This window comes from Streptomyces sp. NPDC127084 (assembly GCF_042724175.1).
Lineage (GTDB): Bacteria > Actinomycetota > Actinomycetes > Streptomycetales > Streptomycetaceae > Streptomyces.
Map to the genome: position 1 here is coordinate 1 of NZ_JBHXFA010000111.1, position 25,030 is coordinate 25,030.

At 70.0% G+C, this 25,030-nt stretch carries 21 protein-coding genes; 11 read left to right on the plus strand and 10 right to left on the minus strand.

From position 1 onward, the window contains the following. Positions 1 to 187 precede the first annotated feature (187 nt). From ACFWI9_RS23625 to ACFWI9_RS23640, 4 genes are all read left to right on the plus strand, one after another. Complete coding sequence (locus ACFWI9_RS23625) at positions 188 to 1,144, plus strand: ATP-binding cassette domain-containing protein (RefSeq protein ID WP_387164907.1); 957 nt, start codon at positions 188 to 190, stop codon at positions 1,142 to 1,144. Positions 1,145 to 1,147: 3 nt separating this feature from the next. Beyond that, complete coding sequence (locus ACFWI9_RS23630; RefSeq protein ID WP_387164909.1) at positions 1,148 to 1,927, plus strand: ABC transporter permease; 780 nt, start codon at positions 1,148 to 1,150, stop codon at positions 1,925 to 1,927. A gap of 119 nt (positions 1,928 to 2,046) precedes the next feature. Next, positions 2,047 to 3,162 (plus strand): ABC transporter ATP-binding protein, encoded by a 1,116-nt coding sequence (locus tag ACFWI9_RS23635; protein ID WP_387164911.1) that lies wholly within the window; start codon positions 2,047 to 2,049, stop codon positions 3,160 to 3,162. Beyond that, entirely contained in the window at positions 3,159 to 3,989 is an 831-nt protein-coding gene (locus tag ACFWI9_RS23640) for an ABC transporter permease subunit (RefSeq protein WP_387164913.1), read from the plus strand. The genes ACFWI9_RS23635 and ACFWI9_RS23640 overlap by 4 nt, the downstream gene beginning before the upstream one ends. 11 nt (positions 3,990 to 4,000) lie before the next feature. Here the strand turns inward: ACFWI9_RS23640 and ACFWI9_RS23645 are convergent, their stop codons facing one another. Further along, positions 4,001 to 4,330: an ATP/GTP-binding protein gene (locus ACFWI9_RS23645; protein ID WP_387164915.1), complete on the minus strand. Its 330-nt coding sequence runs from the start codon at positions 4,328 to 4,330 to the stop codon at positions 4,001 to 4,003. A 214-nt stretch (positions 4,331 to 4,544) separates the two neighbouring features. Between ACFWI9_RS23645 and ACFWI9_RS23650 the strand changes: the two genes are divergently transcribed. Beyond that, complete coding sequence (locus tag ACFWI9_RS23650) at positions 4,545 to 5,585, plus strand: LLM class flavin-dependent oxidoreductase (RefSeq protein ID WP_387164917.1); 1,041 nt, start codon at positions 4,545 to 4,547, stop codon at positions 5,583 to 5,585. A gap of 147 nt (positions 5,586 to 5,732) precedes the next feature. Here ACFWI9_RS23650 and ACFWI9_RS23655 read toward each other — a convergent pair whose 3' ends face one another. Further along, complete coding sequence (locus ACFWI9_RS23655) at positions 5,733 to 6,125, minus strand: SCO5389 family protein (RefSeq protein WP_338673005.1); 393 nt, start codon at positions 6,123 to 6,125, stop codon at positions 5,733 to 5,735. 474 nt (positions 6,126 to 6,599) lie between these two features. On the opposite strand from ACFWI9_RS23655, the gene nucS reads away from it, so the two are divergent. Then, positions 6,600 to 7,271, plus strand: a complete 672-nt coding sequence (gene nucS / locus ACFWI9_RS23660; RefSeq protein WP_387164919.1) for an endonuclease NucS — start codon at positions 6,600 to 6,602, stop codon at positions 7,269 to 7,271. Between the two features lie 84 nt (positions 7,272 to 7,355). Here nucS and ACFWI9_RS23665 read toward each other — a convergent pair whose 3' ends face one another. The 3 genes from ACFWI9_RS23665 to ACFWI9_RS23675 form a co-directional block, all read right to left on the minus strand. Next, positions 7,356 to 10,115 carry an ATP-binding protein gene (locus ACFWI9_RS23665; protein ID WP_387164921.1) on the minus strand — a complete coding sequence of 920 codons (2,760 nt, stop codon included), beginning with the start codon at positions 10,113 to 10,115 and terminating at the stop codon, positions 7,356 to 7,358. A gap of 291 nt (positions 10,116 to 10,406) precedes the next feature. Further along, positions 10,407 to 10,730 (minus strand): STAS domain-containing protein, encoded by a 324-nt coding sequence (locus tag ACFWI9_RS23670; RefSeq protein ID WP_338673002.1) that lies wholly within the window; start codon positions 10,728 to 10,730, stop codon positions 10,407 to 10,409. Positions 10,731 to 10,989: 259 nt separating this feature from the next. Further along, positions 10,990 to 11,838: a 3-hydroxyacyl-CoA dehydrogenase family protein gene (locus ACFWI9_RS23675; protein WP_387164923.1), complete on the minus strand. Its 849-nt coding sequence runs from the start codon at positions 11,836 to 11,838 to the stop codon at positions 10,990 to 10,992. Positions 11,839 to 12,077: 239 nt separating this feature from the next. Between ACFWI9_RS23675 and ACFWI9_RS23680 the strand changes: the two genes are divergently transcribed. Further along, a complete protein-coding gene (locus ACFWI9_RS23680; RefSeq protein WP_387164925.1) occupies positions 12,078 to 12,650 on the plus strand; it encodes a cob(I)yrinic acid a,c-diamide adenosyltransferase in 573 nt (190 codons plus the stop codon). A gap of 49 nt (positions 12,651 to 12,699) precedes the next feature. On the opposite strand, the gene ACFWI9_RS23685 is transcribed toward ACFWI9_RS23680, so the two are convergent. Next, the gene (locus ACFWI9_RS23685; RefSeq protein WP_387164927.1) at positions 12,700 to 13,278 is read right to left on the minus strand and encodes a hypothetical protein; all 579 of its coding nucleotides are present in this window, start codon (positions 13,276 to 13,278) and stop codon (positions 12,700 to 12,702) included. A gap of 376 nt (positions 13,279 to 13,654) precedes the next feature. Then, entirely contained in the window at positions 13,655 to 14,146 is a 492-nt protein-coding gene (locus ACFWI9_RS23690) for an SRPBCC family protein (protein ID WP_387164929.1), read from the minus strand. Positions 14,147 to 14,342: 196 nt separating this feature from the next. On the opposite strand from ACFWI9_RS23690, the gene ACFWI9_RS23695 reads away from it, so the two are divergent. Continuing rightward, positions 14,343 to 16,694 carry a sulfatase-like hydrolase/transferase gene (locus ACFWI9_RS23695; RefSeq protein ID WP_387164931.1) on the plus strand — a complete coding sequence of 784 codons (2,352 nt, stop codon included), beginning with the start codon at positions 14,343 to 14,345 and terminating at the stop codon, positions 16,692 to 16,694. Positions 16,695 to 16,785: 91 nt separating this feature from the next. Here the strand turns inward: ACFWI9_RS23695 and ACFWI9_RS23700 are convergent, their stop codons facing one another. From ACFWI9_RS23700 to ACFWI9_RS23710, 3 genes are all read right to left on the minus strand, one after another. After that, on the minus strand, positions 16,786 to 17,712 hold the full coding sequence (locus tag ACFWI9_RS23700) for a formylglycine-generating enzyme family protein (RefSeq protein WP_387164933.1): 927 nt from the start codon (positions 17,710 to 17,712) through the stop codon (positions 16,786 to 16,788). 237 nt (positions 17,713 to 17,949) lie between these two features. Then, the gene (locus ACFWI9_RS23705) at positions 17,950 to 18,534 is read right to left on the minus strand and encodes a hypothetical protein (protein WP_387164935.1); all 585 of its coding nucleotides are present in this window, start codon (positions 18,532 to 18,534) and stop codon (positions 17,950 to 17,952) included. Positions 18,535 to 18,824: 290 nt separating this feature from the next. Continuing rightward, complete coding sequence (locus tag ACFWI9_RS23710; protein ID WP_387164937.1) at positions 18,825 to 20,516, minus strand: SulP family inorganic anion transporter; 1,692 nt, start codon at positions 20,514 to 20,516, stop codon at positions 18,825 to 18,827. Positions 20,517 to 20,921: 405 nt separating this feature from the next. Between ACFWI9_RS23710 and ACFWI9_RS23715 the strand changes: the two genes are divergently transcribed. From ACFWI9_RS23715 to ACFWI9_RS23725, 3 genes are all read left to right on the plus strand, one after another. After that, on the plus strand, positions 20,922 to 22,139 hold the full coding sequence (locus ACFWI9_RS23715; protein ID WP_387164939.1) for a sensor histidine kinase: 1,218 nt from the start codon (positions 20,922 to 20,924) through the stop codon (positions 22,137 to 22,139). A 5-nt stretch (positions 22,140 to 22,144) separates the two neighbouring features. After that, positions 22,145 to 22,792 carry a response regulator gene (locus ACFWI9_RS23720; RefSeq protein WP_387164943.1) on the plus strand — a complete coding sequence of 216 codons (648 nt, stop codon included), beginning with the start codon at positions 22,145 to 22,147 and terminating at the stop codon, positions 22,790 to 22,792. Positions 22,793 to 22,963: 171 nt separating this feature from the next. Further along, a complete protein-coding gene (locus ACFWI9_RS23725; RefSeq protein ID WP_387164941.1) occupies positions 22,964 to 24,856 on the plus strand; it encodes a glycosyl hydrolase family 18 protein in 1,893 nt (630 codons plus the stop codon). Positions 24,857 to 25,030 lie beyond the last annotated feature (174 nt).

Genomic DNA, 25,030 nt, shown 5'->3' on the forward strand with positions numbered 1-25,030 from the left:
GGGGGGGGCGCGCGCCGCGTTTCTATATAACGGGCCCCCCCCGGCGGCGGCGCGGCCGCCCGGGCACGGGCGTTCGCACCCACAGGCCACCAGGGGCGATTTCCCGCCATTCTCACGGCAGCGAACCGTAGCGTTCTGTTACTTCAATACAGTGGCGCAGGTCAGCGCACACCTTTAGCGTGAACGCATGATCGAGCTAGAGGGTCTCACCAAGCGCTTCGGCGCCAAGGTCGCCGTCGACCAGCTCTCGTTCCGGGTCCAGCCGGGGGTCGTCACCGGCTTCCTCGGACCCAACGGGGCGGGCAAGTCCACGACGATGCGCATGATGCTGGATCTGGACAACCCCACAAGCGGGACGGTCCGGATCGACGGCAAGCACTACCGCGACCTTCAGGAGCCGCTGAAATACATCGGTGCGCTGCTCGACGCCAAGGCGTTCAACGGCGGGCGTACCGCGTACAACAATCTGCTGTGCCTCGCGCAGTCGAACCGGATCCCGAGCAGCCGGGTGTCGGAAGTGCTCGATCTCGTCGGTCTGACCGCGGTCGGCAAGAAGAAGTCCAAGGGTTTCTCGCTGGGTATGGGGCAGCGGCTGGGAATCGCCTCCGCGCTGCTGGGGGACCCCCGGGTGCTGCTCTTCGACGAGCCCGTCAATGGACTGGATCCCGAGGGAATTCACTGGATCCGCAATCTGATGAAGCTGCTCGCGTCCGAGGGGCGGACGATCTTCGTCTCCTCGCATCTGATGAGCGAAATGGCTCTCACCGCGGACCATCTGATCGTCATCGGACAGGGCAAACTGCTCGCGGACACGTCGATGGCCGATTTCATCCAGCAGAACTCCCGGAGTTTCGTGCGGCTGCGCTCCCCGGAACAGGAGAGGCTGCGGGACATGCTCCACGGACAGGGCCTCACCGCGATCGAGGCGGGCAACGGCACGCTGGAGATCGACGGCGCCGCCATCGAGAAGATCGGTGAGCTGGCCGCTGAGCACCGCATCGTGCTGCATGAACTCAGCGCCCAGCGGGCCTCGCTGGAAGAGGCGTTCATGCAGATGACGGCGAGCGTCGTGGAGTACCACGCGCAGCCGACCGCAACGGGAACCGGCGCCCCGCAGTGGGCTCCGCGCGACAAGGGAGCCTGAACCATGGCAGCGGCATCCGCCGTCCTCCAGTCCGAATGGACCAAGATCCGCACGGTGGCCTCCACCACCTGGACCCTGGTGAGCGCGTTCGTGGTGACGGTCGCCCTGAGCGCCGGGCTCTGCGCGCTGACAGCCGCGAACATGGGGGACATGCCCGCAGCCGAGCGGGCCACCTTCGACCCGACGTTGATCAGCTTCTCCGGGATGGTGCTCGGGCAGCTCGCGATGGTCGTCTTCGGCGTGCTGGTGGTGAGCACCGAGTACAGCTCGGGGATGATCCGCACCTCGCTCGCGGCCGTACCGCAGCGTGCCACCTTCCTGTTCAGCAAGATCGCCGTGGCGGGCGGGCTGGCGCTGGTGGTGGGTATGGCGACCAGCTTCCTCACGTTCTGGCTCGGACAGGCGCTGCTGGGCGAGAACGGCACGGGTCTGGGCGAGGAGAACGTGCTGCGGGCAGTGGTCGGCGCCGGGCTCTATATGACCCTGATGGCGCTGTTCTCGATGGGCGTGGCGGCGATGCTGCGCAGCTCGGTCCTTTCGCTCGGCATCCTGATGCCCTTCTTCTTCCTGATCTCCGGGATCCTGTCGGTCGTGCCGTACGCGAAGGACGTGGCCAGGTACTTCCCCGACCAGGCCGGTTCCAAGATCATGCAGGTGCTTCCGGACGCGATGGGCAGTGAGCCGGCGCCGTACGGGCCCTGGGGCGGTTTCGGCATCATGGTGCTGTGGGTGGTGGCTGCGCTGCTCGGTGGGTACGGGGTTCTGAAGACACGCGACGCGTGACGGAACGGCAACCTTTGGCTGGAACCGTCAAGGGCTGGTTATCCTCCTAACTCTTACGGGGGTCGTGCGGCCTGCTCCGGCCCGGGCCCCGACGACCTGACTGTCGATGGGGCTGGAGAATGATCGAGGCAATCGGCCTGACGAAGCGCTACGGCGCCAAGACGGCGGTGCACAACCTGTCCTTCCAGGTGCGGCCCGGCGCCGTCACCGGTTTCCTCGGACCCAACGGCTCTGGCAAGTCCACGACGATGCGCATGATCGTCGGCCTGGACAAACCGACGTCCGGCCGGATCACGATCGGCGGCCATCCGTTCCGGCAGCTGCCGAACGCGCCCCGGCTGGTCGGGGCGCTGCTGGACGCCAAGGCGGTGCACGGGGGACGGAGCGCGCGCAACCATCTGCTGTCGCTCGCCCAGCTTGCCGGGATCCCGGCCCGCCGGGTGGACGAGGTGCTGGGTGTCGTCGGCCTCCAGCATGTCGCCAAACGGCGCTCGGGCGAGTTCTCGCTGGGCATGGGGCAGCGGCTCGGTATCGCCGCCGCCCTGCTCGGCGATCCCCAGGTGCTGCTCTTCGACGAGCCCGTCAACGGTCTGGACCCCGAGGGCATCCTGTGGGTCCGCAACCTGATGAAGTCACTGGCGGCCGAGGGGCGCACGGTCTTCGTCTCCTCCCACCTGATGAGCGAGATGGCGCTCACGGCCGACCATCTGATCGTGATCGGGCGCGGTCAGCTCCTCGCTGACATGAGCGTCAAGGACTTCATCGCGGCGAATTCGGCCGGCTTCGCCCGGGTGCGTACCCCCGACGCCGAACCGCAGCAGCGGGAGAAGCTGACGGCGGTGCTCAGCGAGGCCGGCGCGCAGGTCATGCCGGAGAAGGACGGCGCGCTGCGGGTGATGGGCCTCCCGCTGTCCGCGATCAGCGACCTGGCACACGGCGCGGACGTGCGGCTGTGGGAGCTGTCACCGCACCAGGCGTCGCTGGAAGAGGCGTATATGCGAATGACGCAGAGCGCCGTGGACTACCGCTCGACGGACGACCAGAAGGCGGGGCTGATGCAGCTTCCGCCGCCCGGTTATGTCCCGGGGGTGGAGCCTGTGGTGGTTCCGGAGGTGCCGCAGCAGGGCTGGTACGCCCCGCCGCCGCCCGGACAGAACCCGCATACGGCGGCCCAGCCGCAGGCAGCCGTACCCGCGCCCGCGTCCACCCCGAAGCAGCCCGAGGACTCCCGATGACCGCCCCCGCCCCTTATCAGCAGCCGGGCGCCTCCTACGCGTCACCCATTCCGGTGCGCAAGGCCCACCTGGGTGACGCCATCGCCTCCGAGTGGACCAAGATCCGTTCCGTGCGCTCCACCATGTGGACCCTCGGTGTGATGATCATGCTGATCATCGGCTCGGCTCTGTCCATCGGCGTCCTCGCCGCCGGCGCCGGCGCCGAGGGCGGCGTGGAGCAGGAGGCGTCGGCCCTGGGCTTCGGTTTCTTCGGTGTGCTGCTGGGTTCGCTCTGCGTCATCACCCTGGGTGTGCTCACCATCGCGTCCGAATTCGGTACGGGAATGATCCGTACGACCCTGACGGCCTGCCCCACCCGGGAGCGGGTGCTGGCGGCCAAGGCGATCGTGTTCTTCGCTCTGGTCTTTGTGATCACGGCGCTGACCTCGGCATTCGCCGGGCTGATCCTGACGGGCCTGGTGAGCGCGCCGTCGGCCGGCGTTGGTGAGTGGCTACGCTCGACAGTCGGCGTCGGGGCGTTCGTCGCGCTGCTCGGGCTGCTCGGGCTGTCCCTCGGGACGATCATCCGCCACTCGGCCGGCGCGATCACCGTGATGGTCGGTGTGATGCTGCTGCCCCTGGTCTCGGCCATGTTCATGATGTCCCAGCGCCTGGCGGACCTCCAGAACTGGCTGCTGAACTACTCGATCCCTAGCCAGATCGTGGCGCTCTACGGTGACATCGGCCCCGACGGCCCCCAGGGCTGGGAGCCGCTGTGGATCATGCTCGGGGTGACCGGCGTCGTCCTGGCGGGAGCCTTCGCCAGCCTGCACAACCGCGACGCGTAACAGCCCCCGGCTCAGTACCGGGGGGCGTTACGGGGCCGGTGCACCCGCGCGGTGCGCCGGTCCTTCGCGTTCCAGCACGCCTTGTGCCAGTGGCGGCGGTCGTCTACTCCCCCGAGCTCCGGCCAGGCCACCACATGCGGCACCCCCGAGGGGATCTCCTGGTCGCACCCGGGGCAGCGGTAGTGCTTGCCCACCGAGCTCGCTCCTGCGACATGGCGCACCCACCAGTCCTCGCCCTGCCAGCTCTCGGTCTGCTGCATCCCGCCGTAGCGGGTGCCTGCGTCACCGGCGTGGTCGATCGGCTTCTCGCCGTCACGGGGGCGGTTGCGGCGCGGAGACACGTAACACCTCATGGGACAGACCGGACGTTGCTCCTCCAGCCTACGGGTCATGCCGATGGGTAGGCGCTCCATACGGCGAGGTGGCTCGGCACCCGCAAGGGCCAGTTAGCGGAAAATCGCAACAACTTCTCGCGTGGCCGTGCCTTTGGCACGTGTCAGACGTTATTGCCCGTGTGGGGGGAATGCCGCGTCGGCCGCAAGGAGGCATAAGGCGATGCGCGTTGGAGCATTTGTACTGGGGGCCCAGTTTCCGGGCCAAGGACAGGGGGAGGCACTGCACCGGGCGGTGCGGTCGGCTGAGGTCGCGGAGGCGGCCGGACTTGACGCGGTGTGGCTGGCCGAGCACCACTTCGTGCCGTACGGGGTGTGCCCGTCGGCCGTGACCCTGGCCGCACTGCTGCTGGGGCGCACCGAGCGGATCAGGGTGGGCACGGCGGTGAGTGTGCTGCCCACCGTCCATCCGGTGGCTCTCGGCGAGCAGGCGGCGCTGCTGCACCTCACTTCCGGGGGGCGCTTCTCGCTCGGTGTGGGCCGGGGCGGGCCCTGGGTCGACCTGGAGGTGTTCGGGTCCGGACTCGGGGCGTACGAGCAGGGCTTCCCGGAGTCCCTCGACCTGCTGCTGCGCTGGCTGCGGGAACCTCGCGTGGCGGCCGACGGTGAGCGGTTCGCCTTCCGCGAGGTCCCCGTCGTCCCGCGCCCCGACGAGCTGCTGGACGCCGACGGCGGCAGCGCCGAGGGGCCCGAGGTCGTCGTCGCCTGTACGTCGCCGGCCAGCGTCCGGCTCGCCGCCGAGCACGGACTGCCGATGCTGCTCGGGATGCACTCCGGCGACGAGGACAAGGCGGACATGGTCGCACTGTGGCGCAGGCACGCGCGCACCGCCGGGCACACGCCGGAGCACATCGCGCGCGCCGGGCATGTGTCGGCCGGAGTGGCGCAGATCTCCGACAGCCACGCGGAGGCGGAGGAGACACTGATGAAGGCCATGCCCGGATGGCTGAAGAAGGGTCTCGACGCCCACGTCACGGTGGACGGGCGGCAGCGTTCCATGCGGGACCCCGTGGCGTACACCGAACTCCTCTGCGGGCTGCACCCCGTGGGCACCCCGAAGCTGGCCGCCGACCGGCTGGCGGCGACCTCGGAGCGTACGGGCATCAGCCGCTTCGCGCTCCTTGTCGAGGGATCCGGGGATCTGGCCACGACAGAGGAGAACGTACGCCGACTGGGCGCCGAGGTGCTCCCGCTGCTGAGCTGAAGGTGTGGGCCGTACACGGCGTACGGCCCACACACCCGCGTCGCCAGCCCGTCTCTCTGGCGAGTGCTGCCGCTCCGTGCTCCGTGATCTCATGGCTCAGGTGGCTTCCGGGCCCTGTCCGGTGGTGCGGATCAGCAGCAAAAGACATCAGCAGTCGCGCAGTTCGGGCGACTGGTTGAGCAACTGGGCCCGGGGAGAGGTGAAGCGGGCGAGCCGCTCATCCACCGAGGGGTCCAGTGGGAACACCGCGACGCGGTGGCAGTTCTGGAACGCGAGCCGTACCCCGAAGTGCCGCTGAAGGGCCCCCCGGATGGCGTCACTCGCGAGTGCGCGCAGCAGCTGACCACGTGCCTGCTCGTCCGGCGGCGGCGTCTGGTTGTCGGCGAAGTCGCCGCCGTCCACCTTCAGCTGAGCCACCAGAGAGCTGATCATCTCCCATGCGAAGGGCAGGGAGGTCCGGACGCAGTCGACGAAGGCGGCTTCGTCGACCTCGCCTCGCTCGGCCTGTTCCAACAGCGCCGGTGAGACGTCGAGCGACATGGGTTCTCCTCTCGCGACCCCGGGGTACCGGGGTCTTACGGGCAGGGAAGCAGGAGGACCTGCCGACCGGGCGATCGACGCTGACCGCGAATGGCCGATCTTGACGACGCAGAGTGCGCGACCGACAACCTCCTGCTCCCACGTTAGGCGTGCTGCCTGGTCCGCACCAGGAGAATGGGAGCACAACCGGCCAATAACGTAAGGGGACAAGAGGGGCGACCCGTAGGGACGTGCACGAGGGGGGCTCGGGGGAGGCAGGAGAGCTGCCGCAGGCAGGACGGTGAGTGGCTGGAAGCAGAGCAGCGCGGGCCGCAGTGCGCAGGGCGCACGCCGCTGGGGCGGGCGGCACGGGCCGGCGAATGCCCGGGACGCACCCCGGGCGCGGGTGGCGAGGAGGGCGGCGCGGGCCGGGGGTGCCCCGGGGCCCGGGGCGGAATCGCGCGGGGGCCGGTGCGTCGAGTAGCGTTGCCGACCATGCGTCTCGTCATTGCCCGATGTTCCGTGGACTACGCGGGCCGGCTCACCGCCCATCTGCCCTCCGCACCCCGGCTGATCCTGATCAAAGCCGACGGCAGTGTCTCCATCCACGCCGACGACCGCGCGTACAAACCGCTCAACTGGATGTCCCCTCCCTGCACCTTGAAGGAGGGCGCCGACGGCGCGGAGCACGTATGGACGGTGATCAACAAAGCAGGCGAGAAACTGATCATCACCATGGAGGAGATCCTCCATGACTCGTCCCACGAACTCGGTGTGGATCCCGGGCTCATCAAGGACGGCGTGGAGGCGCACCTCCAGGAGCTCCTCGCCGACCGTATCGAGACGCTCGGCGACGGCTACAGCCTGATCCGCCGCGAGTACCCCACGGCCATCGGTCCGGTGGACATCCTGTGCCGTGACGCGGACGGGGCGACCGTGGCGGTCGAGATCAAGCGGCGCGGCGAGATCGACGGGGTCGAGCAGTTGACGCGCTATCTGGAGCTGCTCAACCGCGACCCGCATCTGTCCCCGGTCCGCGGGGTCTTCGCGGCCCAGGAGATCAAGCCCCAGGCCCGTGTCCTGGCCACCGACCGGGGCATCGGGTGCGTGGTGCTGGACTACGACGCGCTACGCGGCATCGAGGACGACAAGCTCCGCCTGTTCTGAGGGCCGGAGGCCTGGCACCGGGCCCTTGGGCCGATCCCCCGAGCATCTCGGCAAGGGGGAGCAACCCAAGGGCCCGCTATGCCTCTACGCGGCCGAGGTTCCCTCGGAACCCGTGCCGGCGACATCGTCGCTGCCGGCGCCACCGGCATCCACCCCGGCGCTCGTCGTACCGGAGGTGGCACCGCCGGCGGTCGTGGCGCCCGACGTCTGGGATCCGGATGTCGTGCCCGCGGTCGACGGCGAGGGTGAGCCGCTGCCGCCGGTCGTCGTCGGGGACGGCGAACCGGACGTACCGCCGGACGGTGAGGGCGAACCGCCGCCCGTGGTCGACGGTGAGGGGGTGCCACCGCCGCCGGTCGTCGACGAGCCCCCTCCGGAGGTGTTCCCGCCGCCCGAGGACGAGGCTCCGCCGTCCGAGCCCGTACCGCCGCCGGATGCCGAGGGCTCCCTGTCCGGTGTGGACGAACGGCTGGGTGAGGCGCTCTCGCCGGGACGGGCCTGCTGCGACGGCTCGGGGGCCGCAGACTGTGACGCGTCGTCCGTTCCGCCCGGGCTCGGGGTCGCGCCGTCGGTCGGCTGGTCCCCGATCAGGCCCTCGACCGTGTCGTCTTCGGTCGCCGGCTGCTCGTTCGTCACCCGCTGCGCCGGCCGGTCGCCGTCGGATCCCGTGCTCAGGGCCACGGCCGTGCCGAGCGCCACGACCAGCAGCACACCCGCCCCGGCGGCGACCGCGTTGCGGCGGGCACCGGACAGGATCGTGCGGCGCCGGCCTCCGGATCCCCCCGGTGCCGACCGGTCCAGATGGGTGACCAGCGTCTCCGCCGACTGCCCCGGCAGTCGTATCTTCCCCGGCTTCGGGGTCGGGGACCCGGACTCGTCGGGACGGATGTCCGGGATTCCCTCGCCAGGCGTGTCCGCGGTACCGCGGAAGCGGTCCGCGACCAGGGCGAGCGCACGGCGTCCGACCACCGTCCCGCTCTTGTCGGCGAGCGCGCCACGCAGCGCGATGGAGGCTTCGAGTGCGGCGCGGGCCCGGTCCGCGTTGCCCGAGCAGAGCGCGAGCACGCCCAGCTCATGGTGGAAGTACGCCTCTTGCGCGACCTCACCCGAGACGCGGGCCGCTTCCTGGCCGGCCCTCAGGGCCCTTTCCCAGGCTCCCCAGTGCAGCCCCGCGGCGTAGGCGGGCGCGACGCTGCGCGCGGCGAGCACCGCCGCCGACGCGTCCGCCGGTTCGCCCGACTGCACCAGGAGGGTCGTCGCGGCCAGCACGGCTTCCGCCTCGGCCACCACCCGCCCGGGCAGGACGGAAGGGTGGGCGGCCCACCAGGCATAGTGCCGCGCCGCGGTACGGGCGCGGTCCAGCGCGCCCTCCCCGTAGCCCGCGGCCTCCAGTTGGGCGGGCACGCCCGATGCCAGCCGGTAGCGCGGGCCGACGGGTGTCAGCAGTCCGCAGCGCGTCAGCTCGCCGACGGCGGCGTCCGCATGGGTGTCGCCGACGAGCGCCGGGAGATGGGCCTGATGCGGCACCTCCCCACCGAGCGCCACGGCGAAGCGCAGTGTCTCGCGCGCGGACTCGCTGAGCCGGGAGGCGAGCAGCGGAGCGGGCGCGGCGGCGTCACCGAGGCCGGGCAGCGGGGTGGGGTGGGTGTCGGTGAAGACGCTCTCCTCGTCGGCGTCGTCATCCGTGCCGTTGTCGAGGGGTGCGGGATCCGTGACACGCCGGGCGTCCCGCTGCCGAAGCAGCGCCCCGGCCTGGACGAATCGCAGCGGCCTGCCCTCGGACTCGAACCAGAGGTCGCCCGCCCAGTTCGCCTCGTCGTCCGTGAGCGGACGCTCGGCGATGTGCTCCAGCAGTTGGAGGGCGGTGCTTCGGCCGAGCCCCGGGAGGAAGACCTCTTCGATGGCCGACTCCACCGAGGGCGCGGGCACATCGGGCGTCACGGCGAGCAGGTAGGCGCACTCGGGCGTGGCGTCGAGCAGCTCGTCCAGGGCGCTGCCGCCGAGTTCGAGGTCGTCGATGACGACGACGGCTGCGGCTTCCCTGACCAGTTCGAGCAGCCGCGTCCGGTCGGGGCGGTGCGGCGGCGGCTCGTGGACGGCGGCGGAGAGTTCATGGAGCAGTTCGATGGCTGTACGGCCCTGGCCGGAGAGCCGGACGACGCCGTCGGGTGCGAGGTTCTCGCAGTCCTCGGCGACCACGTCGACGAGCGTGGTCCGGCCGGATCCGGCCGGGCCGGTGAGCCGGACCGAACGGCCCCGGCTGAGCAGGCGTACGAGCCGCTCGCGCACCTCGCCGCGTTCGAACAGCGGCACGGTCGGGACGGCAGGTCCCGCGGGCACCGGGGGACGCGCGGCGATCCGCAGTTCCTCGCGGGCCGAGGCGCTGCGCCGGGCGGCGCTGTGGAGCCCGGCCCCCGGAGACGGCACGCTCCCCGGTGGGAGGGCTTCGATCTCGCTGCCGTCGATGGGATTGACGGTGAGCAGCAGATCGCCGGTGACGAGCGTGATGGTCCGTACGGGGGCGGGCGCTTTCTGGGCGAGCTCGGGGGAGATGGCGTCACGAGGCGGGCGTTGTGCGGGAGCGGGCCTGCGGTCGCCGGCGGATCCGTGCGCCTGGTCGGCCGGATGGGCACGGTCGTCTTCACGCGCCTGGTCGGCAGGATGGGCACGGTCGTCTTCGTGCGCCCCGTCGGCCGGATGGGCAAGGTCGTCTGCATGGGCCCCGTCGGCCCCGCGGGTGCCGACGTCGTCCGTGCCTGTGTTGTCGACGCCATCGTTGTCGACATGGTCGGCGCTGTCGTCGTCGCGGCCGTGCTGGTGCGGCCTCTGGTGTATCGGGTCCAAGGTTCAAGCCCCCCAGATGGCGTCTGTGCGGAAGTCCCCAGGTCCGGACAGGACCTGGCGGTCTGTCTGCACGCTCCGCTCGCTTCCGGTTCGGTGCCTGTCGGTGCCCTGCGCCGGAACCGGGTGGCCGCGGCGCATATCGCAGGGGTTCCGCACCGGCGGTCGGCCGAACCCAAGACCGTCGGAAATTATCGCGGAATCGCCGTCTCCGCAGGACGCCGGGAGGTCACGTTCTCGTGAGGATTGTGCGTCCGCCATCCGCCCGGTACGGCGGCATGGAAACGGTCCGGCTCAGACGCGCGGCAGGGACTCCGCGGCGATCCCGCCCTCGATGGCCAGAATGCGATGCAGCCGGGTGGCGACGAGAAGGCGCTGCATCTGCGGGGGTACACCGCGCAGCACGAGCCGCCGGCCGCAGCGGCCCGCCCGTCTGTGCGCACCCATGATGACCCCGAGTCCGGTGGCGTCCCAGGAGTCGAGATCGCTCAGGTCGAGCACGAGGTCGCCGACGCCACGGTCGACCGCCGCGTGCAGGACCGTACGGGCGTCCGCCGCGCTGCGGACGTCGAGGCGGCCCCCGACGACCAGCTCGGCGTGGTCGCCCCTGATGTGCATATGCGCTCCCCGAGAGTGCGTGGGTCCGTCAGATCTCTCTGCTGTCCTGCTGTTGTGCCGTGCCGCGCGCGGTCGCCGCGCCGCCCGCGCGGCCCTGTGCCGTACCGCTGTCCGTGTGACCGCCTCATGACTGTCCACGGATTTGTTGTTGCAACAACTGACTGCCGTACAGGCAGAGTAGTTGCCGTCTGTAAGCGAACCGATACCGAATTCACCCGCCAGAGTGAAAGCGCACAGGGCCGCGCGGTCAGCTGCCCGATCAGTACGTGTAGAAGCCTTGCCCGCTCTTGCGGCCGATGTCACCCGCGTCCACCATCCGGCGCATCTGCTCCGGCGGTGCGAACTTCTCGTCCTGGCACTCGGTGTAGATGTTGCTGGTCGCGTGCATCAGGATGTCGATGCCGGTCAGGTCGGCCGTGGCCAGCGGGCCCATGGCGTGGCCGAAGCCCAGCTTGCAGGCGATGTCGATGTCCTCGGCGGTCGCCACGCCCGACTCCTGGAGCTTGGCGGCTTCGACCACGAGCGCCGAGATCAGCCGGGTGGTGACGAAACCGGCGACGTCCCGGTTCACGACGATGCAGGTCTTCCCCACGGACTCGGCGAACTCGCGAGCGATGGCGAGGGTTTCGTCACTTGTCTTGTAGCCGCGCACCAGCTCGCAGAGCTGCATCATGGGCACGGGCGAGAAGAAGTGCGCGCCCACGACCCGCTCCGGGCGGTCCGTCACGGCGGCGATCTTCGTGATCGGAATGGCGGAGGTGTTCGAGGCGAGCACGGTGTCGTCCCGTACGAGCTTGTCGAGCGCCCGGAAGATCTCGTGCTTGACCTCAAGCTTCTCGAACACCGCCTCGACGACGATGTCCACGTCGGCGACCGCGTCCAGATCGGTGGTCGTCGTGATACGCCCGAGCGCCGCCTCGGCGTCCGCCGCCTCCAGCTTGCCCTTGGCGACGAACCGGTCGAACGACGTCTTGATGCCGTCGGTGCCGCGGGTCAGCGCCTCGTCGGTGACGTCGCGCAGCACGACCTCCCAGCCCGCCTGGGCGGAGACCTGCGCGATTCCGGACCCCATGAGTCCGGCCCCGATGACGGCGAGCTTCCTGGCCACTGCCACACCCCTTAAAACACGTGTATTTTTCGGCTCTCGGCCGGAGGTTAGCGCTCGTGAGGAGCCATGTGGCCATGAAGAGATGCGCGTCACGTCTCAGATGACGGACATCACATCGGACGGGGTCAGCGCGACGGCCGTACGGCGTACTCCAAGATCACTCAAGCACCTCGCGCCCCAGGAGTAACGGCTCCGAGGGCCGACGCGTGAGCGGGCCGTCGGCGGCCTAGGCTGGCCCCATGGTCAATCTGACGCGCATCTACACCCGCACCGGTGACAAGGGCACGACGGCGCTCGGCGACATGAGCCGAACCGCCAAGACCGATCTGCGGATCTCGGCGTACGCCGACGCCAACGAGGCCAACGCCGTCATCGGCACAGCCATCGCGCTCGGGCAGCTTCCGGACGAGGTCGTCAAGGTCCTCTTCCGGGTCCAGAACGACCTCTTCGACGTCGGCGCCGACCTGTCCACGCCGGTCGTGGAGAACCCCGAGTACCCGCCGCTGCGGGTGGAGCAGTCGTATGTCGACAAGTTGGAGGCGGACTGCGACCGCTTCCTCGCGGACCTGGAGAAGCTCCGCTCGTTCATCCTGCCGGGCGGCACGCCGGGCGCGGCGCTGCTGCACCAGGCGTGCACGGTGGTACGGCGGGCGGAGCGCTCGACCTGGGCCGCTCTGGAGGTGCACGGCGAGACGATGAACATGCTGACGGCGACATACCTCAACCGCCTCTCGGACCTGCTCTTCATCCTCGCCCGGACGGCGAACAAGGAGATCGGCGACATCCTGTGGGTGCCTGGCGGCGAACGCTGAACCGGCAGGACGGTGGGGGCCGGCCCGAGCCGACCCCCACCGCTTGTCCCTACGCGGCGTCCCGCGCCGCCGCCTCCCGCCCGGAACGCCCGCTGTCCTGTGCCTTCTTCGGCCAGAGCGCGTAGCTCAGGACGATCAGACCGTGGATGCCCGCCGCCCGCCACGCGGCGTACACGCACTCCCACAAGGAGCCGCTCCTCGCCGGGTCGCCCACGTACCAGATGGCGAGCAGCAGCAGCACCGTGGCGACCGCCGCGCCGATCAGGGTGCCCAGCCACAGCCTGGCCTCGTGCCTGACCCGCGCCATCCCGCCCCTTGGCGGCTTCACGGGCGGCGGGCCGCCGGCGAAGCGGTGGGCGGCGTGTCCGTCGAGCCACTTGATGGTGCGGTGGCCGTGGCCCACGGTGTAGCCGATGTAGAGCGCGGCGATCCCGTGCCTGAGGCTCGGGTCGGCGCCGTTCTTGAGGTCGAGCGCCGTGACGGCGAACAGAACGAGCTCAAGGAGTGGCTCGCAGAGGAGGATCGCGAGACCGGTCCTCGGCATCTTCAGCAGATAGCGCGCTGACAGACCCGCTGCCAACAGCACCCAGAATCCGATCTCGCAGATCACGATCAACGTCACGACCACGGTGGTGCTTCCTCTCCTCGGTTCCTCTCCATCGTCAGCGCCGCGCCCGCCCGAATCGTCGGCGTGCCGGAGGAACCCGCACTGCACCCTTTGATGTACCGGCGCCGCCCCCTGCTTCGTCCGCCGGATCGAGGCAGGGTCCGTACCGTCTTCCTAGGCCCTTGTTCACCTTTTGCGCTCGTTCAGGGAGCGCGAGGCTGGGCCCAGGGACTTCACCGACCCGGAGGGCGGTCAAGTCGGCGTGGGTCCGGCGACGGTTTCGGGGGTACACCTCGCGCTTGGTGTGCGAGGCGAGCGCGATGCCGGGCAGGGCGCCGGCGAGCATCTCCGGGACCAGGCCGTCTACCGGGCCCGGGTGTGGGACAGGCGCCGCGGGTCAGGGTCGGTCGCACAAGCCTTCCAGTCGTGGCATCGCCTTGCGGAAGAGCTGGTCGATATGGCGTTGACCTGCGCGCAGCAGCAGGTGGACGGGGGGACGGCTGTCGACGGCCAGGGTCCAGCTGACGGCGGTCGTCGCGTCCGACGTGGGCTCGAGGAGCCACTGCTCCATCATCGCGGTGACGCCGGGGGCGTTCGTTTCCTCGACGCGGTAGGCGAAGCGCCGACCGGGATCCCACGCGGTGATCCGTTCGTGGGCGCGGACGACGCGGTACAGCCGGAAGTAGCGTGTGGCTCCCACACCGTACGGAGGCGCTCCCACGAAGTGCACGTCGTCGGCCGGCGCGAACCAGCGGGGCCAGTGCTCCGGGTGGACGGCGAGCTGCTCGAAGACCGCTTCGGCCGGTGCCCTGAGTTCGCCGGTGCAGGTTCGCCGGAAGGGGGCGCGGTCGAGGAATCCGAGGTCTTCGGGCCGCAGCTGGTACTTCATGGTGGTCCGGCCCTTCCGGGAGCTGTCGCTTCAGCACTCCGCCGCGGTTCATCGTGGCCTGGCCGAGGGACGTCCGCGACAGCGGGTACCGCCAATGGAATGACGTGCTGTCCGCTCCGGTCTACCGGTCCTCCTCGGCGGGGGACGATTCCCTCGTCACAGACCGTCACCATGTAGCGCTGAGGAGACACCAAGGATGGCTGTTCCGTTCAAGGGCGTGATCCAGGAGGACATCCGGCAGTCGGTGCCGGACTGGGAGCCGTACAAGCAGCCGCAGGCCCCCGACGGCGCGCCGAACGTGCTGTACCTGGTGTGGGACGACGTCGGCTTCGGCACGTTCGACGTCTTCGGTGGGCTGGTGGAGACGCCGGCGATGCGCCGGATCGCCGAGATGGGGGTGAAGTTCACCAACTTCCACACCACGGCGCTCTGCTCACCGACGCGGTCGTGCCTGCTGACCGGGAGGAACGCGACCAGCAACGGTATGGCCTGCGTGGCGGAGATGACCAGCGGCTTCCCGGGCTCCAACGGGCGTATCCCGTTCGAGAACGCCAGCCTGGCGGAGGTGCTGGTCGAGCGCGGCTGGAACACGTACGCCCTGGGCAAGTGGCATCTGTGCCCGTCGGACGAGGCGAACATGGCTTCCTCGAAGCGGCACTGGCCGCTGGGCCGCGGGTTCGAACGGTTCTACGGTTTCCTCGGCGGCGAAGCCGACCAGTACTACCCCGACCTGGTCTACGACAACCACCCCGTCGAGCCGCCCTACCCTCCGGAGCAGGGCTATCACCTGTCGAAGGACCTGGTGGACCGGACGATCCAGTTCGTCCGCGACGCCAAGGTCATCGCCCCGGAGAAGCCCTGGTTCACCTACTTCTGCCCCGGTGCGGGCCACGCGCCGCACCACATCTTCAAGGAGTGGGCCGACCGGTACGCGGGGAAGTTCGACGACGGCTACGAGGTGTACCGTCGTACGACCCTGCAGCGGCAGATCGAGCTGGGCGTCCTGCCCGAGGGCACCGAGCTCACACCGATCAATCCGCACGGCGAGCCGGAGGCCACCGGGCCTCAGGGGCAGCCGTGGCCGGCCACGGACTTCGTCCGCCCGTGGGAGACACTGAGCGCCGACGAGAAGCGCTTGTTCGCCCGGATGGCCGAGGTCTTCGCCGGGTTCGTCTCCTACACCGACGCGCAGATCGGCCGCCTGCTGGACTACCTGGAGGAGTCCGGGCAGCTGGAGAACACCATCATCGTCGCCGTCTCCGACAACGGCGCCAGCGCCGAGGGCGGCCCGAACGGGTCGATGAACGAGAACAACTTCTTCAACGGCGTCCCCGATGACATCGCCGAGAACCTGCGCCACCTCGACGCGATGGGCAGCCCGAAGACATACAACCACTACCCCACAGGATGGGCGTGGGCCTTCAATGCCCCGTTCAAGTACTGGAAGCGGTGGGTGTCGTACGAGGGCGGAATCGCCGACCCGATGATCATCGCCTGGCCCACGGGCATCAAGCACAAGGGCGAGGTCAGGCACCAGTACGTGCACGCGATCGACATCGTGCCGACCGTCTACGACCTGCTCGGCATCCAGCCCCCGGACGTGGTCAAGGGCGTCACACAGAATCCGGTCGAGGGCGCCAGCTTCCGCCAGGTGATCGAGGACGCCCGATCGCCCGAACCGCGGCAGACGCAGTTCTACACAATGCTCGGCACCCGCGGCATCTGGCACGACGGCTGGCATGCGGCGACCGCGCATCCCCCGGCGCCCTCCGACTGGAGCCACTTCGAACAAGACAGCTGGGAGCTGTACAACCTGCGCGAGGACCGTTCGGAGAACAGGGACCTGGCCGCGGAACATCCGGAGAAGCTTGAGGAGCTCAAGCGCATGTGGTCGGACGAGGCCGCCAAATACCACGGTCTGCCGCTGGACGACCGCAGCCCGGTGGAGATCCTGAACACGCCCAGGCCGCAGCTGTCCAAGCCGCGTGACCGGTACGTCTACTACCCGGGCTGCGCGGCCGTGCCCGAGGCGGTAGCGGTGAATATCCGCGGCCGCTCCTACACCATCGTCGCCGAGACGCGCCTGGACACCCCTGAGGCCCGCGGCGTGCTGTTCTCACACGGCGGGCGTTTCGGCGGGCACAGCATGTACCTGCTGGACGGGCGGCTGCACTACGTCTACAACTGGCTCGGCCGCGAGGAGCAGAAGGTCAGCTCCCCGGATCCGGTCGGCACCGGGGACCACACCTTCTCCGCCGTGTTCCGCGCACAGGAGCGGGACGATCAGGGCAGCAGTCACGGCACTCTCACCCTCTACGTCGACGAGCGCCGGGTCGCCGAGGCCGATATCAGGACCCAGCCGGGTAACTTCTCCCTGGTCGGGGAAGGACTCGCGGTCGGCCGGGACGACAGCCAGCCGGTCTCCGGCGATTACGAGACTCCCTTCGAGTTTCTCGGCGGCACCATCCGCCAGGTGGTCGTGGATGTCAGTGGAGAGGCCTTCTCGGATGTGGAGAAGGAACTCACCGGCATGTTCCACAGGGACTGACACCGTGACGATGCCGCGCCTCCCCGGCCCGCAGTGACAGGCTGGGGAGGCGCGGCCTCTTCGTGCCGACCTGGGCGGCGCGGCGACCCCGTCAGGGAGCGTCGAAGGGACCGGCGTCCGCGGCACAGCGGAAGCCCTGGTGGCCGGTGCTGCTGTCCGGGGTGCTGGAGCTGCGGGCGGCCACCCGGTAGCGGCGGCAGTAGGACGCGTGGCACAGGTACGAGCCGCCGCGGATCACTCGGGCGATGCCGAACGCGGGACCGGTGGGGTTCTCGCGCGGGCTGCGGGCGTAGTAGGTCGGCGCGTACCAGTCGGCGCACCACTCCCAGACATTGCCGCAGGCGTTGTACAGGCCGTGGCCTCCCGGCGGGTAGGCGGTCACGGGAGCGGTGCCGTACCAGCCGTCGGGACGGGTGTGGTGGTCGGGGAAACGGCCCTGCCACACGTTCATCCTCCGCTCGCCCCCGGGCTCGATGTCGTTGCCCCAGGGGAACGTGGCCTGTTCCAGGCCGCCGCGGGCCGCGTACTCCCACTCCGCCTCGGTCGGCAGGCGTTTGCCGGCCCAGGCGGCGTAGGTGGAGGCGTCGTTGAAGGAGACGTGCACCACGGGGTGGTCGGCACGGTCGGCGAGGTCGGAGCCGGGGCCATCGGGATGCCGCCAGCAGGCCCCGTGGACCTGACGCCACCACGGGGTTGCGGCAACGGCCCGGGTGTCGGGGAATCCGGGCGGCAGCAGCCCGGCGAAGACGAACGACCAGCCATACCGCTCGGCCTCCGTCACGTAGCCCGTGGCGGCCGTGAAGGCTCCGAAGTCGGCGTTGGAGACCACACAGATGTCGATCCAGTACGGCGCGAGTGACACCTCGTGAACCGGCCCCTCACCATCACCCGGGACGGTCCAGCGGCCCTGGGAACCCATCAGGAACGTGGCGGCGGTCAGGCATACCATGCCCTCCCGGTCGGATGGCCCGCCGTCAGCCGCCACCAGAAGCATGTCCCCGGCCGATGACCGGGCCACCGGCGCGACCGCGGGGGAAACCGCCCGCGAGGGAATACAGCAGCCGGAAGCCGGCTCACCGTCGGACACAGTCAAACCTCCCGGGGCACGCACACGACCGCCTCACAGCGAATTGTGGAGGAGCGCACCCGTCCCATGCGGAGGACGACACGGCGGCGCGCACAGGACGATCGGCAATCCGCAGTGGGCCGGGTGAGGTCCAGCCCCCAGTCGATCGCCGGCTGGCGAGACGGCTTGTCACCACCTGTTGAACGCGGGCCCTGAGGCGCAGCCGCCAGGGGAGTTGTTTCCACTCACGTCGAAGTCGGAACACGTGAGGAAAAGGGGGTTGAACTTACCGAGCAGGAAGGCCAGCACTCCGATGACGAGCGTGACAGCAACGGCTCCCAGACGCTGTCGCATGGGCAGCTCGGCATAGTCCGGCACCAGGATTCGCGACAGCAGCCATGTGAGCATCGGCGCTCCCGCCAGCGTGAACACGGCCTCGAAGTAATGAAGGTAGGGGTAGCCGTGGCTTCTTGGCGCGACGATGGCCAGGAGAATCCAGACCGAGGGTACGGCCAGGGCGATCCAGCCGCCCCAGGGCAGTGCACCTCGGGTACGCAGCAGCGCACCGGAGAGGAGCACTGCCGTTGCCACCGCCCAGATGGACAGCACATTGTCGAAGAAGATGGCGTTGTACGCCCCCAATGTAAAGGCGGGCCACCAGATGAACAGGGTTCCACCCACTGATGCGGCGGCGGTGGCTCGCAGAGTCGGGTCGATGTCGGGCAGCTTGCGCTTTCCTTCCGGCTTGGTGCCGGGGGACGCCTCGTCGACCATGTCCGCTCCGGCTTCTCGCCACGCTCATTTGCCTACGCCTCAGACCCAGGTTGTTGACGGTATATCAGTGCGGCATTCCAAGTGGAACGACATGCTTTTCCCGACGGCTCCAGCGAGCGAGGACCGTCAGCAAAGGCCTGCGCTGAGGTGGGTCACCCCGCCGACCACCCGGCGAATGCCTCACCCTCGCGGACGGCGTCGCCGGATCACAGGCTCCGCGCTGCTTTCAAATCGGCCCCTCTGGCCACCGGCCGTTGCGGGCGCCGTGATTTCGCCGCCGCAGGTGATGGTCAGTGCGTCCGCAGGGCCGCGTATGCCTCACGCACGGTGGAGAAGACTCGCAGCCGACTGGTGGCACCGTCCCGATAGGGGTTCGCACGCAGGGTGGCCAAGACCTGTCCACGGGTCCTGGCCAGCACCAGCTCGCATTGGCGCGCCCGCAGATCGACGGTCAGCTGGGCCAGGACCTGGGCTGCGGTGGAGTCCACGTAGAAGACCGCCTCGGCGTCCAGGACCACATGGCGCGGGTACTGCGTCCGGGCCGCCGCCAGCGTGAGGATCCTCTGATGGATGCGGTTGGCGTTGGCGAAGAACAGCGGCGCATCCACCCGGTAGATCAGCACGTCGGCGGCTTCGCTCTCCCCGGGAGCCACCTCCCGGGGTGTGCCGTCGCCGGTGACGGTGAGGACCGCGTCGTGGGGCCAGGCCACACGGCGCAGCAGCTGCAGCAGGGCGAGAACGACCGCGACCAGCAGCCCGTGCAGTACTCCCAGGCCCAGGACAGCGATCATGGCGAGCAGAGCGAGCACTGCCTCCATGCGCCAGCCCTGCCACAGCCGTCTGAAGCCCGGGACGTCGATCAGGTGCGCAGCCGACACCATGACCACCGCGGCCAGCACCGCCTTCGGCAGCAGACCGATCACCGGCCCGGTGGTCAGCAGCCCGACCACCACGAAGCCGGCGCACAGCAGCTGGAACAGCTGTGAACGGGCACCGGCGCCACGGGCCGACAGGGTGCGCTGGGTGCTCGCCATAGGCGAGAAGCCAACCAGAAGGCCCGCGCCCGCGCTCGCCGCGCCCATGGCCACCGACTCCCGGACCAACGAAACCTCCGCCCCGGTGGAGCCCGCGGTCCGGCGAAGCACAGCCACCCCCTCGATGGAGGCGATCATGGCCATGCCGGCTGCCACCGGCAGCAGCACCCATACGTCCCCCCACGTGACGTCCGGCCAGGCGGGGACGGGCAGACCGCCGGAGATCTCGCCCGTCATCGCCACACCGTGCCCGGCGAGACCCGCACCGGCCGACACCGCAATCGCCGCAGCGCACACCACCGGCGTGGCCGGCACGGCGTGCAGAGCGGGAACGGAGGTGAAGACCTTCCGCAGCAGGACGAGCACGACCAAAGAAGAGATTCCCACCACGGCGGTCACGACCTGCACCTGATCCGGCTGGGTGAGCACCTCCCGCAGCTTGGCCATCGGACGGTCGCTGGGCGTCGGCACACCGAGCAGATGGCCGACCTGACTGGCCATGACCTGCACGCCCGTACCGGCCAGGTAACCGAGCACCACCGGCCCCGACATGAATGTGGCCAGACCCCGCAACCGCCCGGGCAGCAACAGCAGCGCACCCGTCATCAGCGCCAGACACGCCGCCAGCGCCGCCGCCCGGTCGGCGTCATCACCCGCACGGCCGCTCACCGCCGCGTACGTCATGATCGCCATGGTCGACGACGGGCCGACCGCCACCAGCCGCGTGGAGGTCACCAGGGCGAAGACCACCATCGCCCCTACTGCGGTGTACAGACCGGCGACCGGTTGCAAGTCGGCCACCTGCCCGTACCCGAGCCCCTGCGGCACCAGCGTCACCGCGACCGCGAACCCGGCCACGACGTCACCGCGCACCCCGCGCCACGAATACCGCTGCAGCTGCCCCAGAAGCGGCACCGCGTCCGCCACAGCCACTCGACGTACCGTCACCCGGCCATTGTCGGAAGATCGAACACCCGCAGACTGGAAGAACGGTGGGACATCCCGGCGTTTTCGCCGTGCTGGCCCACGAAGGGAACTGCGGCCCGTCAGAGCCAGGTCTGGCGGGCCTTCGTGCCAGGGCCCACCTCGTACGGGTAGGACCGGATACACGATCATGTCCGGGGGCCCGCCGGCGACGCCGGGGTACGGGTCGGTTACCGACCCAGCCGCACCCTCCGGCGCCGGTTCAGTAGTCTGCGTATCAGGCGTGGTGCGAGGGCCGGGCACCACGGACGCCGCGGCGGCGAGGTCAGGGAAGGGCCTCCCAGGCTGAGCAGCGTGGCTCCGGCCGTGATCCCGGCGTCGAAGACGCAGCCTGTGCGCCCCCCGCTCCCGACATGCTGAGATTGGTCCATGCCCCTGCCCGCGCTCCCCCGCCCCCACCGCGACGACGTCCTGATCGCCGTCTGCGGCCTCGCGGGCGGACTGCTGCTGTGGGCGCTCGGGCTGCACAACAACGCCGGAGTCCGCCCCCTCGACGGGAGCTGGATCACACTGGTCCCGCTGGTGGCCATGGCCGCCATGGAGCTGCTGCGCCGGACCAGTCCGCGAACGGCCCTCACGGTGGGCACGCTCGCGCTGGTGCTGGAGCTGCTGACCCCCGGCAACCTGGTGACCCTGCTGATGTACACGGACCTGGTGTACGCGGCCGTCCTCTACGGCTCGCCCGCGATGGCCAGGCTGCTGCCCTACTCGACGGCGCTGGTCACCATCGCGGCGACCATCGGGCTGATCGCCTGGTACCGGGAGCCCTACGCCCTGCTGATCGGTCTGGTCATCGGGCTGGTGTCGTTCGGGCCCGCCGCCACCGGCGCGCTGGTGCGCAACCACCGGGAGGCGGCCGACGCCGCCCGGCTTCGCGCCGAACAGACCGCGCTGCTCGCCGAGATCGACCGTACGCAGGCGGTGAACGCCGAGCGGGCCCGGATGGCGCGGGAGCTGCACGACCTGGTGGCCAACCACCTCTCGGCGATCGCCATCCACTCCACCGCCGCGCTGTCCCTGGACAAGCCGGAGACCACCCGGCAGGCGCTCACCGTCATCCGGGAGAACAGCGTGGCCGGGCTGTCCGAGATGCGCCGGCTGATCGGCCTGCTGCGGGACAGCGGCGGGGGCGACCAGGAACCCGCCGCCGCCCCGAAACTGGACGCGGTGGACGCGCTGATCGCCCAGGCGCGGTCGAACGGCGAGCCGAGCGGGCTCCGGTTCACGCTGTACGACGACCGTCAGGGGGCCGCGGCGCTGCCCGCGCCGGTGGAGATGGCGGCGTACCGGATCGTGCAGGAGTCGCTGACCAACGCGCTGAAGCACGCCGCGGCGGGTGAGGTCGCGGTGCGTCTCGCGGGGGAACCGGGGAACGCCCTGGCGGTGACCGTGACCAGCCCCTTCGGGCAGCGCCCCGGGCCACGCGCGCCTGGGTCTGGCGCGGGTCTGGTGGGGATGCGGGAACGGGTCGCCCTGCTGGGCGGGGAATTCGAGGCGGGACCGGTCGCGGGCCCAGCCCGGAGCCCGGAGGTCTGGCGGGTTCGGGCGCTGCTGCCCATGGAGAAGGACAAGGAGCCAACGGCGTGAGCACCGTGATCCGTGTCGTCGTCGCGGAGGACCAGAGCGCGGTACGGGCCGGGCTGGTCCTGATCCTCGGCAGCGCCCCCGATATCGAGGTCGCCGGGGAGGCCCCGGACGGGGAGGAGGCGGTGCGGCTGGCTCGGGAGCTGCGCCCGGACGTCGTATTGATGGATGTGCAGATGCCCCGGCTCGACGGGGTGTCGGCGACCCGTCAGGTGGTGTCCGAAGGCCTGGCGGACGTGCTCGTACTGACCACGTTCGATCTCGACGAGTATGTCTTCGGGGCACTGCGCGCGGGGGCCGCCGGCTTCCTGCTGAAGAACACCGAGGCGGACGCTCTGCTGGACGCGGTGCGTACGGTGGCGCGTGGCGAGGGCCTGATCGCCCCGGCGGTGACCCGGCGGCTGATCGCGGAGTTCGCCGCCCCCGCTCCGGTGCGGTCGCCGGACGCCCCGGATCCCTCGGTGCTCGATGTGCTGACCCGGCGGGAGCGCGAGGTGCTGTCGTGCATCGGGCAGGGTCTTTCGAACGCGGAGATCGCCCAGCGGCTCGATATGGCGGAGGCCACCGCGAAGACCCATGTGAGTCGGCTGCTGGGGAAGCTTGAGTTGCGCAGCAGGGTCCAAGCTGCGGTGCTGGCGCAGGAGTTGGGAATCTGACCGCACTGCGGAGGCAGCCGCTCCGGGACGTGGTCTGGACCTATTGACGATTGGTCCAGACCTTCCTACTCTCACCGCACGGCGCACACGCGGTGAGCCTCGCGGTGCGCCCGCACGGACACGAGCACCACCTCCCCCGGTCCGTCCGCACACTCGATCGAGGAGCTTCCCTTGAGTACGAGTTCCCCCCGCAGCACCCGCAGCCCCAGCAGACCCGGCGGCAGAGGCCGCCTACGGGCACGGTTCGCATCGAGAGCGACGGCGGGCCTCACCGCCCTGCTACTCCCGCTCGCCGCCATGGTCGGTCTCGCCACCCCCGCCGAGGCCGCCGCCTCCGCCACCGCCACCTACGCCAAGACCCAGGACTGGGGCAGCGGCTTCGAAGGCAAGTGGACGGTGAGGAACACCGGCACCACCGCCATCACTTCGTGGACCGTCGAGTGGGACTTCCCCTCCGGCACCTCGGTCACCACAGCCTGGGACGCCGATGTCACCAGCTCGGGCACCCACTGGACGGCCCGGAACAAGAGCTGGAACGGCAGCCTCGCCCCCGGCGCCTCCGTGTCCTTCGGCTTCAATGGCGCCGGTCCCGGCGCCCCGTCCAACTGCCGCGTCAACGGCGGTTCCTGCGACGGCGGCAGCGTCCCCGGCGACAATCCGCCGTCCGCGCCCGGCACACCGTCGGCGACGGCCGTAACGAACACCTCGGTGACCCTGAGCTGGACCGCCGCCACCGACGACAAGGGCATCAGGAACTACGACGTACTGCGCGGCGGTACGAAGATCGCGACGGTCACCGGACTGACCTACACCAACACGGGACTCACCCCGGGAACGGACTACTCGTACACCGTCCGGGCACGTGACACCGCCGACCAGACCGGCCCGATGAGCGGCACCCGCGCCGTACGCACCACGGGCGGCGGCACCGACCCGGGACCCGGTCCCGGCGGCAAGGTGAAGCTGGGCTACTTCACCAACTGGGGCGTGTACGGCCGGAACTACCATGTCAAGAATCTGGTCACCTCGGGCTCCGCGGCGAAGATCACCCATATCAACTACGCCTTCGGCAACGTCCAGAACGGCCGCTGCACCATCGGCGACTCCTACGCCGACTACGACCGGGCCTACACCGCCGACCTGTCCGTCGACGGTGTCGCCGACACCTGGGACCAGCCGCTGCGCGGCAACTTCAACCAGCTGCGCAAGCTGAAGAAGGCCTACCCGCACATCAAGGTGCTCTGGTCCTTCGGCGGCTGGACCTGGTCCGGCGGCTTCCCGCAGGCCGTCCAGAACCCGGCCGCGTTCGCCGAGTCCTGCTACCAGCTGGTCGAGGACCCGCGCTGGGCCGACGTCTTCGACGGAATCGACCTGGACTGGGAGTACCCGAACGCCTGCGGCCTGTCCTGCGACAGCAGCGGTCCGTCCGCGTTCAAGACGATGATGCAGGCCATGCGGGCCAAGTTCGGTACGAACAACCTGGTCACGGCGGCCATCACGGCGGACGCAAGCAGCGGCGGGAAGATCGACAGGACCGACTACGCGGGTGCCGCCGCGTACTCCGACTGGTACAACGTGATGACGTACGACTTCTTCGGCGCCTTCGACGCGGACGGGCCCACCGCCCCGCACTCGCCGCTCACCTCGTACTCCGGCATCCCCCAGGCCGGGTTCAACTCGGCCGACGCCATCGCCAAGCTGAAGGCCCAGGGCGTCCCGGCCGGGGAGCTGCTGCTCGGCATCGGCTTCTACGGGCGCGGCTGGACGGGCGTCAGCCAGTCCACACCCGGGGGCTCGGCGACCGGGCCGGCGCCTGGCACGTACGAGCAGGGCATCGAGGACTACAAGGTGCTCAAGGCCTCCTGCCCGGCGAACGGCACCATCGCGGGCACGGCGTACGCCCACTGCGGCGCGAACTGGTGGAGTTACGACACTCCGGCCACCATCGGCGGCAAGATGAGCTGGGCGAAGAGCCAGAGCCTGGGAGGAGCGTTCTTCTGGGAGTTCTCCGGTGACACCACGAACGGCGAACTGGTCAGCGCGATCAACAGCGGCCTCGGCTGAGTCACCCGTTCACTCGACCCGCACCAGCGGGTGGTGCACCACATCGACGCGGTCGCCGGCCCCCACCACCGCGACCCCCCCCCCGGATGCCGGGCCCGCGGCGAGTTACACGAGCCCCCCCCGGAGGTGGGGGGGGGGGGGCGCCCGCCCCCCCCCCCCCCCCCCCCCCCCCCC

What these genes read in the sequence shown, in the direction of transcription:
- ACFWI9_RS23625 (WP_387164907.1), top strand. Translation starts at nt 188, where the DNA reads ATGATCGAGCTAGAGGGTCTCACCAAGCGCTTCGGCGCCAAGGTCGCC.
- ACFWI9_RS23630 (WP_387164909.1), top strand. Translation starts at nt 1,148, where the DNA reads ATGGCAGCGGCATCCGCCGTCCTCCAGTCCGAATGGACCAAGATCCGC.
- ACFWI9_RS23635 (WP_387164911.1), top strand. Translation starts at nt 2,047, where the DNA reads ATGATCGAGGCAATCGGCCTGACGAAGCGCTACGGCGCCAAGACGGCG.
- ACFWI9_RS23640 (WP_387164913.1), top strand. Translation starts at nt 3,159, where the DNA reads ATGACCGCCCCCGCCCCTTATCAGCAGCCGGGCGCCTCCTACGCGTCA.
- ACFWI9_RS23650 (WP_387164917.1), top strand. Translation starts at nt 4,545, where the DNA reads ATGCGCGTTGGAGCATTTGTACTGGGGGCCCAGTTTCCGGGCCAAGGA.
- ACFWI9_RS23655 (WP_338673005.1), bottom strand. Translation starts at nt 6,125, where the DNA reads ATGTCGCTCGACGTCTCACCGGCGCTGTTGGAACAGGCCGAGCGAGGC.
- nucS (WP_387164919.1), top strand. Translation starts at nt 6,600, where the DNA reads ATGCGTCTCGTCATTGCCCGATGTTCCGTGGACTACGCGGGCCGGCTC.
- ACFWI9_RS23670 (WP_338673002.1), bottom strand. Translation starts at nt 10,730, where the DNA reads ATGCACATCAGGGGCGACCACGCCGAGCTGGTCGTCGGGGGCCGCCTC.
- ACFWI9_RS23680 (WP_387164925.1), top strand. Translation starts at nt 12,078, where the DNA reads ATGGTCAATCTGACGCGCATCTACACCCGCACCGGTGACAAGGGCACG.
- ACFWI9_RS23690 (WP_387164929.1), bottom strand. Translation starts at nt 14,146, where the DNA reads ATGAAGTACCAGCTGCGGCCCGAAGACCTCGGATTCCTCGACCGCGCC.
- ACFWI9_RS23695 (WP_387164931.1), top strand. Translation starts at nt 14,343, where the DNA reads ATGGCTGTTCCGTTCAAGGGCGTGATCCAGGAGGACATCCGGCAGTCG.
- ACFWI9_RS23705 (WP_387164935.1), bottom strand. Translation starts at nt 18,534, where the DNA reads ATGGTCGACGAGGCGTCCCCCGGCACCAAGCCGGAAGGAAAGCGCAAG.
- ACFWI9_RS23715 (WP_387164939.1), top strand. Translation starts at nt 20,922, where the DNA reads ATGCCCCTGCCCGCGCTCCCCCGCCCCCACCGCGACGACGTCCTGATC.